The organism is Pontibacter qinzhouensis, assembly GCF_008017455.1.
Lineage (GTDB): Bacteria > Bacteroidota > Bacteroidia > Cytophagales > Hymenobacteraceae > Pontibacter > Pontibacter qinzhouensis.
The window spans coordinates 18,404-33,616 of record NZ_VRTY01000071.1; the positions used below are offsets into that span (position 1 = coordinate 18,404).

At 47.7% G+C, this 15,213-nt stretch carries 9 protein-coding genes; 6 read left to right on the top strand and 3 right to left on the bottom strand.

What is annotated here, in order from left to right:
• The first annotated feature begins 18 nt into the window (after positions 1 to 18).
• The 4 genes from FVR03_RS16915 (at position 19) to FVR03_RS16930 (ending at position 3,963) form a co-directional block, all read left to right on the top strand.
• On the top strand, positions 19 to 1,290 hold the full coding sequence (locus FVR03_RS16915; protein WP_439651052.1) for an exo-beta-N-acetylmuramidase NamZ family protein: 1,272 nt from the start codon (positions 19 to 21) through the stop codon (positions 1,288 to 1,290).
• Between the two features lie 4 nt (positions 1,291 to 1,294).
• A complete protein-coding gene (gene fmt, locus FVR03_RS16920; RefSeq protein WP_147922946.1) occupies positions 1,295 to 2,224 on the top strand; it encodes a methionyl-tRNA formyltransferase in 930 nt (309 codons plus the stop codon).
• Between the two features lie 3 nt (positions 2,225 to 2,227).
• A complete protein-coding gene (locus FVR03_RS16925; RefSeq protein ID WP_147922947.1) occupies positions 2,228 to 2,713 on the top strand; it encodes a dihydrofolate reductase in 486 nt (161 codons plus the stop codon).
• A gap of 110 nt (positions 2,714 to 2,823) precedes the next feature.
• A complete protein-coding gene (locus FVR03_RS16930; protein ID WP_187270197.1) occupies positions 2,824 to 3,963 on the top strand; it encodes an acyloxyacyl hydrolase in 1,140 nt (379 codons plus the stop codon).
• 584 nt (positions 3,964 to 4,547) lie between these two features.
• Here FVR03_RS16930 and porU2 read toward each other — a convergent pair.
• Complete coding sequence (gene porU2 / locus FVR03_RS16935; RefSeq protein ID WP_147922949.1) at positions 4,548 to 9,593, bottom strand: putative type IX secretion system sortase PorU2; 5,046 nt, start codon at positions 9,591 to 9,593, stop codon at positions 4,548 to 4,550.
• A 24-nt stretch (positions 9,594 to 9,617) separates the two neighbouring features.
• Complete coding sequence (locus FVR03_RS16940; RefSeq protein WP_147922950.1) at positions 9,618 to 10,715, bottom strand: putative type IX sorting system protein PorV2; 1,098 nt, start codon at positions 10,713 to 10,715, stop codon at positions 9,618 to 9,620.
• 272 nt (positions 10,716 to 10,987) lie between these two features.
• Between FVR03_RS16940 and FVR03_RS16945 the strand changes: the two genes are divergently transcribed.
• Positions 10,988 to 11,332, top strand: a complete 345-nt coding sequence (locus FVR03_RS16945; RefSeq protein ID WP_147922951.1) for a PadR family transcriptional regulator — start codon at positions 10,988 to 10,990, stop codon at positions 11,330 to 11,332.
• Positions 11,329 to 13,884, top strand: a complete 2,556-nt coding sequence (locus FVR03_RS16950; RefSeq protein ID WP_147922952.1) for a GIN domain-containing protein — start codon at positions 11,329 to 11,331, stop codon at positions 13,882 to 13,884. Before FVR03_RS16945 ends, FVR03_RS16950 begins: the two co-directional genes overlap by 4 nt.
• A gap of 421 nt (positions 13,885 to 14,305) precedes the next feature.
• Here FVR03_RS16950 and FVR03_RS16955 read toward each other — a convergent pair.
• Positions 14,306 to 15,213, bottom strand: a 908-nt coding sequence (locus FVR03_RS16955; protein WP_147922953.1) for a CCA tRNA nucleotidyltransferase, incomplete at its 5' end; no start/stop codon positions are given.

The window sequence follows — 15,213 nt, forward strand, 5'->3', positions numbered from 1 at the left end:
ACAGCCTTAAATATAGGTATGAAAAATGACTTCTACCCTATTACGATGACACAGCTACTTGTTATACTTTATTCTTCGCTCCTGCTGGGCCTCACCAACTGCTCGCCCAGACAAGAAACCAACACCACCAGCTCCACCACAGCAGAACAGCCGCAGACCCAGGAGCCGCCTGCACCTCAGCCAAAGCCACTGCAGACCGGGGCCGAACAAACCGACCACTACCTGGAACAGCTGGAGGGCAAGCGTGTAGGGCTGGTGGTAAACCAAACGTCTGTTATAGGCAAAACCCACCTCGTGGACTCCCTGCTGAGCCATGGCATTTTAATAACCACCATTTTTGCGCCCGAACATGGTTTCAGAGGCGAAGCCGACGCTGGAGCACACATTAAAGATGCCAAAGATACTAAAACCGGCCTGCCCATTATCTCGCTCTACGGAAACAACAAAAAGCCGCTGCCCAACCAGCTGCAGAACGTAGATGTGGTGGTTTTCGATATTCAGGATGTAGGCGTACGCTTTTACACCTACATCAGCACCATGCATTACGTAATGGAAGCCTGTGCCGAAAATAACAAACAGCTGCTCATTCTGGACCGCCCCAACCCCAACGGCCACTACATTGATGGGCCGGTACTGGAGCTGAAAAAGGAGACGGCCTCGTTTGTAGGCATGCACCCGATACCGCTCGTGCATGGGCTAACGGTGGGCGAACTGGCCAACATGATAAATGGCGAGAAATGGCTGGCCGGGCAGCAGAAATGCCAGCTTACGGTTATACCGCTGGCAAACTACAACCACAAAATGCCTTACCAGCTGCCGGTGCGCCCCTCTCCGAACTTACCCAATGCACAGGCTATATGGCTCTACCCGTCGCTGGGGCTTTTTGAAGGAACCAACGTAAGCGTGGGTCGTGGCACAGCTACGCCTTTCCAGGTTATTGGCAGCCCATTCTATAAAAAGAAAACCTTCTCTTTTACTCCGAAAAGTATGCCAGGTGCCCAGGACCCACCCCACAAAGGGCAAATCTGCTATGGCCTCGACCTCACCAGCACAAAACAAGGGCAAGGCTTTACACTGGCTTACCTGCTGGAGATGTACCAGAACAGCAGCAACCAGGATAAGTTCTTTCTATCTACAAACTTCATAAATAAACTAGCCGGCACCACTACGCTGCAGGAGCAGGTAAAAGCAGGTAAAACAGAAGCTGAGATACGAGCCAGCTGGCAGCCAGCCCTAAGCCAGTACAAAGAAATGCGGAAACGCTATTTACTATACCCAGACTTTGAATAAAACTATGCCTCAGGATTTACGCATCGTGTTTATGGGTACGCCAGACTTTGCCGTACCTACGCTACAAATACTTGTTGAAAACGGTTACCAGGTGGTAGCTGTTATTACAGCACCCGATAAACCGGCAGGTCGTGGCCAGAAGCTGCAGCAGTCGCCTGTAAAAGAATATGCCGTTTCGCAGAGCATTCCGGTGCTGCAGCCAGCCAATTTAAAAGCCGAAAGTTTTCTGGAAGAGCTGCGCAGTTACAAGGCCAACCTGCAAATAATTGTGGCTTTCCGGATGCTGCCGGAGGTGGTGTGGGCGATGCCGGAGTTGGGTTCTTTTAACATACACGGCTCGCTGCTGCCACAGTACCGCGGTGCGGCTCCCATTAACTGGGCCATTATTAACGGTGAGAAAGAAACCGGCGTTACCTCTTTCTTTCTGAAGCACGAAATAGATACGGGCGATATGCTTTTTCAGGAGCGCGTGCCAATTTTGGAGGAAGACGATTTTGGAACAGTTTACGAGAAGCTGAAGCACGAAGGAGCCAGGCTGGCGCTTAGAACCGTTCGGGCTATTGAGCAAGGGCAGGTACAGGCGCAACCGCAGCAACACGCGGAAGGTCATAAACACGCTCCCAAAATTTATAAGGAGACCTGCGAAATTAACTGGAACCAACCTGCCGTTCAGATTCGCAATTTTATTAGAGGCCTTTCCCCCTACCCCGCCGCCTGGACCCGCCTGCAGGACAAAACGTTTAAAATCTTTAAAACAGAAGTTTTACCAGATGCCGCTTACGACCTGGCTCCAGGCGAGCTAAAAACCGATAACAAAACCTACCTGCACGTACAAACTGCCGAAGGTGCACTGGCCATACTCGATCTGCAGATGGAGGGGAAAAAACGCATGCAGCTGGCAGATTTTTTAAGAGGATTCAACTTTACCGTTTAGCCCATGATCGCGATAGTAGTAGCCGCAGATGAGCAGCAAACAATAGGCAAAGACAATCAGCTGATCTGGCATTTGCCCGCTGATCTTCGTCACTTTAAAGCCATCACCATGGGGCATCCCATTATTATGGGCCGCAAAACCTATGAGTCGATTGGCAAACCATTGCCGGGTCGCACCTCCATTATTATTACAAAGCAGCCCGATTATAAAGCCGAAGGTTGCCTGGTGGTGCACTCGCTGCAGGAAGCCATTGGTAAGGCCCGGGATTTAGATGAAACAGCCTGTATTATAGGTGGAGCTGAGATTTACCGCCAGGCGCTGCCTTACACCGACACGGTTTACCTCACCCGCATTCACCACAGCTTTGAAGGAGATGTTTTCTTTCCGGAGCTAAAGGAAAGCGAGTGGAAGCAGACAGCAGCAGCACAACATGAACCAGACGAGAAAAACAGATACGCTTATACCTTTTTGGAGTACAAGCGCAAGTAATCTGCAATAGCAGGCACGGCCAATCTTGGCATTCAAGGGGTTATCCCATTAGGTGCTTATAACTTTTTTGTGTTACTTGTCATATCTTTGTTGCACCAGGAACCTTTGATGTGATTTTTTCAGTTTACTTTTCTATTTCGAAAGCGAAACGTATTGTTGGCCTGCTCGTGCTGTTGCTTCTCTTAAGCACTTCAGATTTGCTTGCACAGGCCGCCACAGCTTCGCAGAAGGAACCCTGGTCGTTTGGCGTAAATGGCTATTACGGAGCGCTCTTCCGGTACAGAAGCGGTTTATCTGCTCTAAACTACACGCACCCGTTTAGTGTGGAGCTGTACGCAAACCGCCATACCATTGGTAAGCGGGCCTGGGAGCGCAAATACCGGTACCCGCAGCTTGGTTTTGCCTTATCGTATTTTAACTATGGCGTGCCCGAGGAGTTAGGTGAAGCAGCATCTTTAACAGTGCAGTTAGATAATGCGCTGCTACAAACAACCCGAGGCAATTTGCGCTTTAACCTTGGTTCTGGCCTGGTATACTCCACAAGGCACTACATAACGGGGGTAAATGAGCAGAACATGGCCATCGGCAGTAAATTCTGCTTTGCCCTTATTGGCGGTTTCCGGTACGAGCACCAACTCTCCGATAAATTATTCCTGAACACACATTTTGCTTTCAGGCATTTCTCTAACGGAGGGCTCAACAAACCAAATAACGGCATGAACTTCCCGCTAGTGGGTGTAGGCGTGCGGTACCAGCCAAAACGCCCTACCCTGCTGCCTCACACCGATACTGTGGTTACTGCCCTGAACAAACGAATTCACCTGAACCTGAAACTGGCAATGGGTAGAAGAGAAGTGCTGTATGAAGATGTAAAAACCACAGTTCACAGCATTTCGTTGTATGCCAGCAAACGCCTCTCGCAAACCAACAGCCTGCTTTTAGGAGCCGATGCCTTTCATGATGTGGCGCTTAGCAAAGAGTACCTGAACGCGCTCCTGCCCTGGCCAGAGCAAGAGCCCGACCCGCGCATGTTGGGCATCACACTAGGGCACGAACTTCATTTCGACAGAACTTCCTTTCTGTTTCAGTTTGGCCGCTATATCTACCAACCCACCGGTTTGTTTCCGGGGGCTTACCAGCGCTACAACCTGAAGCACCTGGTTACAAAAAACGTATCTGCTGGCGTAGCCCTGGTAGCACATACCAAACGCGCTTACGTTATTGAGTGGGGCCTGGGCCTGCACCTGTAGCCAAAGCCAGGCCCCTCCCTGAATTATCCTAATGAAAAATGCCTTCAGAAGGTTTTTGGCAATTTTAGCGTCAAGGGCTATGATGAGAGAAAAGTAATAAGCTGCAAACACTGGCTTTTTATTGTCTACTTAGCCTCTGTTTATGACAAAATCTTTCCTTCTGAATCAGGAATATAGACAGCGTCGTCACTTATCGGAGCCAGAAATGCGATGCATTAATAAGCGCGGCCCACGTAGCAAGTATCACGACACACGATTTTTATAATTTATTTAAGAGGTGTAACAAATTTCGATAAGTTGTGTCGCAGGCTATAACAGGATAAAAGGTAAAGTTTATGACCAATTATTCTAATAAAAATAGCCTTCCAAAGCTTTTAATGTTCATTTTAGTCAAGGGTAGCAAGTTACAACCGATCGGTTTTAGCCATTGAACCAACAGAAAAAGAGGCTGCTCTAGGTAGGGCAGCCTCTTTTTCTGTTGGTTCAATCTAACTTTACTGCAAGATTACAAAAATGCTTTTCTGATGTGCACGAAAATGAAAAGCAAGTAACCCTACATTTGGTGCCTTTTCATTTTTTATAGCCTATCTCAGAATATAGAGCTTACCGTAACCATTTTTAAAAGCTTTGTCGCCAGCCGTGGCGCGGTGTTTCATTTCCTCTTCTGTCTGGCCCATCACCACGCGGTACAGGTAAACGCCGTTAGCCAGGCGGTCCCCGAACATGTCGGTGCCATCCCAGGCGTATTCCGATTTGTTATTTCCGATCCGGATTGGCCCAATCTCCTCTTTCATAATTTCTTTCACCACTTTACCTGTTACCGTCATAATCTGTATTTTCAGGTCTTTCGGAATTTCCATGCCGGTAAGCGTAAAAATGAAATTTGTTTTGGTGGAAAACGGATTCGGGAAAGGATAGAAATTCGTGACTGTAGATTCCTTCACCACTTCAAAGCCAATACGGTACGGCGATATGCCTGATGGCACACCTGCCACATCGCGGGCGCGGACCTCCATCGTATATTTGCCGTTGTTCAGCAACGTTGGCTTATATTCCAGTCTGAAGTCATTTTTCTCATCGGCCGGGAAATACTTTACCTCCTGCGGATTTCCTATCAGGTCTACATCTGTCTCTACTCCTGCCTCGCTAATCAACACCAACGACATAGAAGCAGGATCCTGCAGAAAGTTGTGCTTGTTCTCGTCTTTAACGGTTACACTTATTAAAGGGCTCGGCGACACCAACTCCCCATCCATGATATGAATGCCATCGAAGGCGACGTTTACAATAGGTTGTAGCCTCGGTTTCACCTTAAATGGCACTTCAAAAATGTTGTTATAGTAGTGCTGCTCTAGCTGCAGCCGTGGGTTTACATACATGCTCACCCTATAGGTACCGCTTAGCGCCATTGTGTTCATGGTGTAAGCGAAATAGGCGGTTTGGTTGCTGGCAAGCGGCGCTATTTTCAGCAGAGTGGTTACAGGCTGAATACCTTCTCCGGTTACGGTTACCTCTACTGTAAGAGAATCTTTAAATGCGTAAGCCGAAACGTTCTGGAACGCCATCGGCACAGAAATCGATCCTCTGTTGGCCTGCTCCGAAAGAATTGCTTCACTTACTTTTACAAGGTCAGGCCTGATGACACCTTCTGGTGCTCCTTCGTACAACACCACCCATTGCTTTAGTTGTGGCGCAGTGCGTGCCAGTGTATCGGCTACAAAAGCAGTAAGCTGCACATAAGGATACTCCTCTGCGCTAATGGAAGTAAGGTCTATTGTCTTGCCTGCACTGGTTACCGCCACCTGCCGCTGCTCACCCGAATTGGTGATGCCATTTACACGTAACTCAAACTTATCGCCAGCTCCAGCTGCCTGTATTTGGGTAAAAACACTTTCCCAGTTTTGAGCAGGGCCAATTACAGTCGAGGTAATAGTACCTGCCGGTCTTCTTGACTCCAATGTTACCCGCAGCACCGCCGATTGAGAGGTAGCAGGCGTTTCGTCTTCCTCGCTGGCAGACATTTCCTGCACGGTGCCAGGAGCAGCACCTTTTCTACCTACCATGGCTAAGGGGTGCCCTGTTTGCAGCTTGTCGATAAGTGAGGACCCGATGCTCCGAAAGGCTGCACGCAAAGTGGCAGAAAAATTACTGAACGGCACATTGTTGACACTCATCACCGCCACATGGTAATTGGCCGGAACGGCTTTTAAAAAGGCTTCGACTTTTGCCTGGTTAGCTACCGTTCTCATGTCGCCGAATTCAAACAAATGACGCTCGGCTGTACAGCCAGTATGCCCCGGTATATCGGTTACTTTTTCAAGTGTTATGTCGTTGAGAACAATAAAATATAGCCGGGGTACTACTGACGTTGCCGGGCTTCCGCATGCACCATTGAGTTCATGGGTATTGTTAACATACATGCCATAAGCTGTCTGAGTGTAGCGCTCGTCGCCACCTACTGTCCTTATCTCCACCACCGATTGGAACGGATTAAACTCCCAATTAAGCGTTTCCTTACCCTTATTTACGATGTCGGTTGTTACGGCATGGCTAAACTGGTCGTAATGGCTTTGCGACCAACCTGCCTTGCTGCCTGGTATATAGCGGAATGAACTGGCTGCCCAAAGTGTATCTTCACCTGCTTCGTACTGCTGGAAGCGGGCACGCCAGTAAAACACTGTACTGTCGCTGCCTCCAGCAACAGCGGGCAATGTTACGTCCCAGGTTGGCAACAGGGTACTCTGTGCCGTAAAAGTTTGCTTTAAGCTGCTGTTAAAGGTACTGGTGGTATCCATTTCGAAGAAGTACCCTTTTCCTTTGTTTTCCTGATCTGTGGCTTGTATGGTAAGTTTTACCTGATTGCTATTGACGATGCTATAGTCTTGCGGGCTTAGTACAAACAAACCACTTACCGGGAAGAAGTGCTGGAAACGGAGGGTATTATTCTGTTTATCTAGTTCCTCAATTAGATTATCAGGATCTAAGGTGACTTCAAAAGTATTCATCCCCATAGCGGCTACACCTGCGTTATCCAGTGTCAGATGGATGCGATCTTTCTTTAAGATAGGTTTCAACTTGATAGGGTCCGTTACCAGAACCGAATTATCGGAGAGAGTGCGCTTAACAGAAACATAAATCGATTCAGTAATAGCTTTGCCAAAGTTAGTCACCCCAAGATCTATGGTAAAGTTTTCGCTCGCAGCTGTTAACACGGTACCATCTGTAGCGTGTATGTCTACTTCGCCGTCAATAAAAGCATAATCGGGTTTGGCTGGTGCATATGGTTTAATGGCAGGGTCTCCTTGTAATACGACTTGCGTCATCATGGCCACGGCCAGGTCGCTGGTAGTATTGCGGCTCACTCTCCTGATGGTTTCCTGCTGAATCTGTCCTATTGAATTACCATAATGAGCAGGGTCCTGAAAGGCGGCTGTATATAGGTTAGCGGTATACAGGTTCAGGAAATTAGGATAGCCAGCCTCAGCATGCGCCATAAACGCAATTGCACCACGATCGGGTGTCTGGAGCCAATCTTCCCCAAACGATATGTTGCCAGGAATAAACGCATCACCGGCATTACAGCCATTCATAATCATGATCGGGTATTTGCCTTTGTTCCGATAACCAGTAACCGCACTCGACACAAAACCAATATCGAGGTCAGAGGTACCAGGTGCACTATGGCCGAAGAACGTAATAAGCGATAAGCCAGCGTTCACTTCCTCTGACACATTGACTGTTTCCACCACCTCACTTACATTTTGGCGGTATCTCTCCAGTACGTTTGCCCCAAGTAAAGGCCCTTGCGCTATTTGGGCATAATTTCTCAGGTAAGAAGATATCAGGTTAATTTCACTTGTCAGCTTACCGCCTCCTAACTGTAGGATATTTTTTCGCCAGGGCAGCGTTTCTGACAGTGCTTCGTGCTCCTTCACCTTGTTCAGGTAATGGATAATACTCTCTGGAGTAGTTACCGCCAACCGGCCGGTAGGTATCTGAGGCACATAAGATGAATTATGGAAATCTGCTGTAAAGAACACATCTGATACAGGAGCAATGCCTGTGGGCACCAAATCCATTTCGTGCACTTTTGGGTGCCGGGCGCCCACATGGTAGTAGCTGAACTTTCCTGGGTAGATAGACCAGTTGTAATCGTCTGCCGCATACTTAACACCCTTGCCAATTATGAATAAGTGCTTTTGCCGGGCAGAGGTCATCATGAACTTCATCATGCGCCGAACTGAGTTAACAGAAAATTCCCCGTAATGAAACTGATTCACCACCTGGTCCATGTGCATCAGCAGGGTGTCGTACCCTCCTCCTGCCTGAGATGCTCTGTAAGCTGCAAATTCTGCGGGAGCAGACATAGAAGCCCCGTTAACCGGCTTCATCAGCCGTTTGTTTGTTATAATCAGGTAATTATAGGCATCTGGAGCTATATCTCTAAACCTGATCAATTCTTTTCGACCTACGGGCTTATAAGGTAGTGCTGTGTTAGCAAGCAATATTTTATGCGATGAAGCAGTAGTCGGAACCATGAATCCTTTACTTGTTCCTTTGCTATAGCCAACAATACGAACGATATTGGCTGGGTTAGTTACATCGTAAGCAATAACACTCTCCGGAGCATTTGTAAATTCAAAATAAGGATTAGCCGCACGCGTAGAGTCTGTGTAAATAAACATTGACCTACCTGCAAAGATAGGTTTCTGCGGGAAAGTAACTTTGCCATAAGTAAAGCCTATTGCATTATAACGAGTGGGTTCAGCAATTGGCAGCACCTGCAGCACAACCCTTCCCTGGGCATTTATTTCATTGAAATTTAGTTGCTGTTTGTCTTTAGTAGGGAGATATGGCTCATAGCTATAAGTACCTAAGCGTCTGGCTGCACTGCCTATAAGAGCATTGATATGAAATTCTTGCCGTAAAGGGTTTACACCAACAGTACCATACTCTACTGTAGGATTAGGACCGCTTGGTTCAACATTTGTAATTTCAGTAATCGTATAGGACCTTGCACTTATAGAATGGTTAGATGAATAGCCTTCGCCTACATCCATCCAAGGCATTCTGTTAGCGCTATACGGCTTGCCATACTGGTACCGATCTGTATTTACATACACCACCTTCTGCAAATGGTACGGCTCCGGTGTCCGGCCATCTACGGCTGGGTTAATTTCACGCATGCGCTTACCGCCCTGAGGGGAGTAGGTAAGAAAGTAAGCAGCAGTATCGGTATAAAGGCTGTACTGCTGGTGGGTCTGGTGGGCAGGATTTTTAAAAAGTTCCCGGTCTAGCGCTCCGTCATTTCGTTCGCCAAAGAACTCAATGTAGCTTTGGGAGTTAAGTTGACCTGTTGCTTCGCCGGCAACATAGATGGAAATTTCCTGACCTCTCCTGAATATCTGAAAGTGCCTCGGATCTACAGACGACAGCCCCATGCTATCGAGCAACGCGAAATCGAGACGATGAAGACCGGTCGTGACAACTTTCAATTTATAGTAAGACTGGGAATAATTTATCCATTCGTTGCCATACACTGCCTGCGCTCTGGCAGAAGTTGCGACAAAAACACCTACCAGCAGACATACCGCCAGCAGCATACGCCTGGCAAAAAGATTGAAACTCATGGTGACTGTTATACTTGACAGTTATTAATTAAAAGCGTAACCCAACGATACAATTACAGATGAAATGTTGCTGCCCGCAACTGTGTTACTCTCTGAGTCATTTATTCTTGAAAGAGCGAGGTCGATGTTAAGTCCGTTGGTTTTTAGCCCAACACCGAAATTAGGCTGCATCCGTTTGTTCGTGCCTCCGTTAAAGTTTCGGGTTTTCTGGTAGTTGTTAATGCCTCCGCGTACAAAAACAGTATTGGCATAAGCAATCTCCAGGCCAACATGCGGGTCTATGGAGACCACATCAGATTTAAGCAGCACATTGCGCTTTCCGTCGAAAGTAAAGTCAACATCGGTAGCGATTAGCGCGCGTAGCTTATCAGTAAAATTAAATGTTTTGCCTACTCCTACCACCAGGCGTGGCAAGGTAAGTTCTGCAGTGTTTTCGGGCAGGTCATTGCCCGTTTGCAGATAGGCCTCTTCCAGCGCCTCTACGTTGTGGGTCCAGGCAGTAAAGGTGGTGGTAATGTCTTTCGCCATAAGGCCGAACTGCCAGGTACCGCGTTGCAACTGCGCCCCTGCATCAATTCCGAACCCCCAGGCGTTGGCAAACTCCCCGACGTTACGGTAAATAATTTTTGCGTTTGCGCCTAACTGCAGCCCTTTTATGAGATTACTTTTCTTGGCATAAGAAAGCAGAAAAGCATAATCGGCTACCGAGAAAAACCGGATACTGTCATACTGGATATAACCAAATTCATTCTGGAGCCTTCTGGTGTCTGCAATATCATCAACGCCTAATCGAATAACTGATACAGCAAGGGCACTGGTGCTGTCGAGGTTCATGGCAAAGCTTCCGTAGTCGTTCTTGGCGATGCCTGCAAAAAGCTCTGAGTGCATAAGGGCAACGTTATAGCGATTCTGCATACGCAAAAGGCCAGCAGGGTTCCAGTAGCCTGCAGTTGCATCGTCGGCCAGGGCGGCTTGAACATTGCCCATACCGAGTGCTCGTGCACCAATACCTATGTTCAGAAACTCATTACTGTACTTAGGAGTAGCAATCTGCCCGTGGGCAGCAGTCAGGCCCAAAGCAAATAAAACCACGAAAAAACTCTTCAGGGTAAATTTTAACATAACGGCAGGTACTGGTTATGATGTGGGTGTTGAAATAAGAATGGCATCACAAATAGAAACAGTTCATAGGCTCAAAATTGCAACTGTAACACCAACTCAGGCTAATTAGTTGACAAAGAGTAAACTTTATTTTGGGCAAATTTACTCAATAATGTGAAGAATCCTTTTTATCGAAACATGCCACGTCAAAATAATTCCATTTAATTACATACAGTACCTTGCGTTACATAGTACCTTTTATTATATTTGTTTATTGATTAACCAGTAGGCTCATGAAAGTAGAAAACACACAAGTGCAGATGCGGAAGGGAATTCTGGAGTTTTGTATTCTGGAAATCATCTCGCGGGGTGAGGTGTATGCTTCGGATATGCTGGAAGAGCTCACAGCCGCAAAAATGATTGTGGTAGAAGGAACGCTTTACCCCTTGCTCACCCGCCTCAAAAATGCCTCCCTCCTCGACTACAACTGGGTGGAGTCGTCGTCGGGGCCACCCCGCAAGTATTACACCCTCACCGAGACCGGCCGTGCTTTTCTGGAGCAGCTCCGGGAAACATGGCGCGAACTGGTAGCATCAACTGAACACATCATCCATAACAAGCAAACAAAGGAATCATGAAAAAGAACATAAGCATAAACCTGCAAGGCGTGCTCTTTCATATAGAAGAGGATGGTTACGAGCTGCTTAGCCGCTACCTCGATTCCATAAAATCATACTTCTCGAACTACGAAGGCCACGACGAGATCGTAGCAGACATAGAAGCCCGTATGGCGGAGATCTTTTCGGCCAGGCTCTCGCCAGGCAAACAGGTTATTTCGCTGGTAGATGTAGAAGCCCTGATTACGCAAATGGGTAATGTAACAGATTTTGAGGCCGACCCGGTGGAGGAAGAGCAACATAGCCAGAGTACCGGCAGCAGCTACACAACAGCCGGCGAAACTGGTCAGGCAACAGCGGGTGCAGGTGCCTCTTTTTATGAGCAGACGATAAATGGCGCCAAAAAGCTTTCTAGAGACATGTCGAGGAAGATGATAAGTGGCGTGGCGGCTGGTATTGCCAATTACCTGAATATAGACCCACTCTGGATCAGGCTGCTGTTTATTGTGCTGGTGTTTGGTATTTCCTTTACAACCACCTTTTTATGGCACAATACCAATTTCTCTTTCTCTGTAGGTGGTATCTTTATCTACATCGGCCTCTGGATTGCACTACCGGTAACCTACGATTTGCCGGAGACAAATGTAAAACGCCTTTTCAGAGATCCTATGGATAAAAAGCTGGGTGGTGTGGCAAGTGGCATAGCCAAATTTTTTGGCATAGATGTAACACTGGTGCGGGTGCTTTTCCTGCTATCGATGCTGATTGGCGGCGCAGGCATTATGCTCTACATTATTCTGTGGATTGTGGTACCCGAGGCGACTACACTAACCGAAAAAATGCAGATGCAAGGCAACCCCGTAACACTATCGGGCATTGAGCAGTCGCTGAAAGATAACCTGAACCTGAAAGATGAATTCGGGAAAGACACGACCACAGCCAAAGTCCTGATGTTTCCGGTGCAGCTAATGTCGCGGTTTATCCACTTTTTAAGCGCGGTACTAGGCCCAGTTTTCCTGTTTCTGCTAAGCCTGATTCGGGTGGCTGCGGGCGTTTTACTGCTGATTATGGCTATTGGGTTGGTTATTGCCCTGTTTACTTCCTTGTTCGTCTCGATGGGACTGATACATGAGCCTGAAAACTTTATGTTAGGCGCTTACCCTGCCTCCCTGCTAATGGAGGGCTTTCCCCGGCTCGGACTGGTGGCAGGTTTTCTGGTAGGCCTTATACCAGCTATTTTCCTGATGCTCCTGGCCATTGGCCTGCTTTCGAAGCATTTTATATTGCGCGCTACCGTTGGGTGGTCGCTATTTGGTGTGTGGCTGATCAGTTTATTTTCGCTGATAGCTGTCATCATTATTTATAGCCAGAACTTTATGCGCTCCGGCGAGCTCGAAATTGTAAAGCAATATAACGTAGACGCTTACCCTGCCGTAACCCTCGACGCCTATAACACCAACCTCGAGTACCACCACCTCTCTATTGCAGGCATAAAAAGTCATGCCGGAAACCAGGTTGAAGTTATACAACGGGTATCGGCTAAAGGCAGAAACGAAGCAGAGGCCAGACGAAACGCTCAAATGATCTCTTACGCGGTGGTGCAGCGCGACTCTGTGCTACGGTTCGATAACAGCTATGAGTTTAAAAAAGGGGCTGCTCTCCGCGACCAGGAACTGAACCTGACCCTGCTGTTGCCACAAAACAAGCCTTTACGGTTAACCAGAAGTTTCCTGAACCTGCTGCCCAGCTCATTTTTTGAGGTAGAGTACAGCCGCGATAAGATTTTAAGAAACACCTGGCAGGCAAAAGGCGACTACCTCACCTGCCTGACCTGCGATGCAGACACCCTCGACACCGTAGATACCGCTGATTACGCCCTGGCCAGCTCCTCCGAAACAATGGGTGCGGCAGGCAGCGTGCTCTCAGCCCTGGATCGCTACAGCAGCCATACCACAACGTTTAACGAAACAGATTTCGATAAAATTAAAATTGCCGGAAACTACCACCTGCAACTAAAACAAGGCAGCGAATACGATGTGCAGATCCGAGCCGAAGAAAGTGAGCTGGAGAAGCTGAAAGTATCGAACAAAAACCACCAACTAACAATTGAGCCCCGCCAGAAGTATTTCGGAGTTTTTGAAGACAGCCAGCCGGTCCTTATCCTGATTACAGTGCCGGACCTACGGAAACTGGAGCTAAGCGGAGCCCTGAAAGCCGATATTGGCCGCCTGGAAACAAACTCTCTTGAACTTGCTGTTTCGGGAGCCACAAAGGCTATGATGAACCTGCAGGCAAACCGCGTTAACTTAGATATTTCCGGAGCCTCCACCGCCACGCTTACCGGACAGGTTAACCACATGGTGCTCGACTTATCGGGTGCCAGCAGGTTGCAGGCAAGTACCTGCAAAGCTGAAGAAATTGATATCGAAACTTCTGGTGCCAGCAAAGCAGAAGTACATGCCAACCGCCACCTCAAAGCTGAGGCCTCCGGAGGCAGCTCCATTAGCTACAGCGGCACCCCTGGTTACTTAAACACCGATGTATCAGGAGCAGGGAAAATAAAACGGCTATAACCGGAATTAACCAGGCCTTCACCCTTGAACCCGAGACAGTGAAAATAGCTTTGGAAGGCCAATTTCATTAGAATAATTTGATTGTTGGTTGTTAATTGTTAAATGCTTGATTGGTTGATTTGAGAATTTGAAGATGTGTAGATTTGATGATGTGGAAATTTTGAAAGATTTATTCAGAAAAGGCTAAATTCCAACTAAAAGGTTTGAAGTTCCTGAAAGAACCGCATGATTTACCCTTGGCATCAAACAGTCCAAAATACTTCCGGAAGGCCATTTTTATTCAAATAATTGAAGCGCACTCCAGTTATTACATAAATTACCACGCCCCAAAATCCCCGTTAGTACAAAATAAAATTATGAGCAGCTATATAGGAACTACCTATATAAGCGTTCTTAAAGCAGAGTAAGTTTAAAGAGTTAGTTAGTTGTTTGATGAGTGAACCTGGTGGAGCCCCATTTCCTTTCCTTTTTCCAGGAGGAAGGCGAAAGCTTCACCAGTTTCATTTTTAACCGTACCTTCCAGAATCGCTTCGGTCAGCATCTCCTTCAGTTCCCCCACCGTTTTAGAAGGCTTCAGACCAAAAGTCTCCATTATAATTTCGCCGGTTATAACAGGTTGGAAATTACGTAGTTTATCGCTTTCCTCTACCTCTACCAGCCGCCGCTCTACCTTGTCGAAATTCTGCAGATACCGCTTTACTTTCGTATCATTCTTAGAGGTTATGTCGGCACGGCAAAGCTTCATCAGGGCATCAATGTCGTCGCCACTCTCGAAAAGCAGCCGCCGCAGAGCGGAGTCGGTTACGGTGTCTTTTACCAGTGCAATGGGCCGCAGGTGCAGCCGCACCAGTTTCTGCACAAACCGCATGTGCTCGTTCAGGGGCAGCTTCAGGTCTTTAAACAGTTTCGGAACCATACGTGCACCCCGTTCTTCGTGCCCATGGAAGGTCCAGCCTACTTTGGGCGAGAAGCGCTTGGTATCGGGTTTGGCGATGTCGTGCATAATGGCGGCCCAACGCAGCCACAGATCGTCCGATACCTCCGCCACATTGTCGAGCACCTGCAGGGTATGGTAAAAATTGTCTTTGTGCGAATTGCCTTTTATGGTTTCCACGCCCTGCAACTCCACCATTTTCGGGAAAATGATGTGGAGCAAGCCAGCGGCAAACAGCAGTTTAAAGCCATAAGAAGGCACTGGCGACAGCACGATCTTATTCAGTTCATCGGTTATTCGCTCCTGCGACACAATGCGCAGCCGGTCTTTGTTCTCCATAATGGCATCAAAGGTTTCGGGGGAGATGTCGAAATTCAGTTGGCTGGCAAATCGGA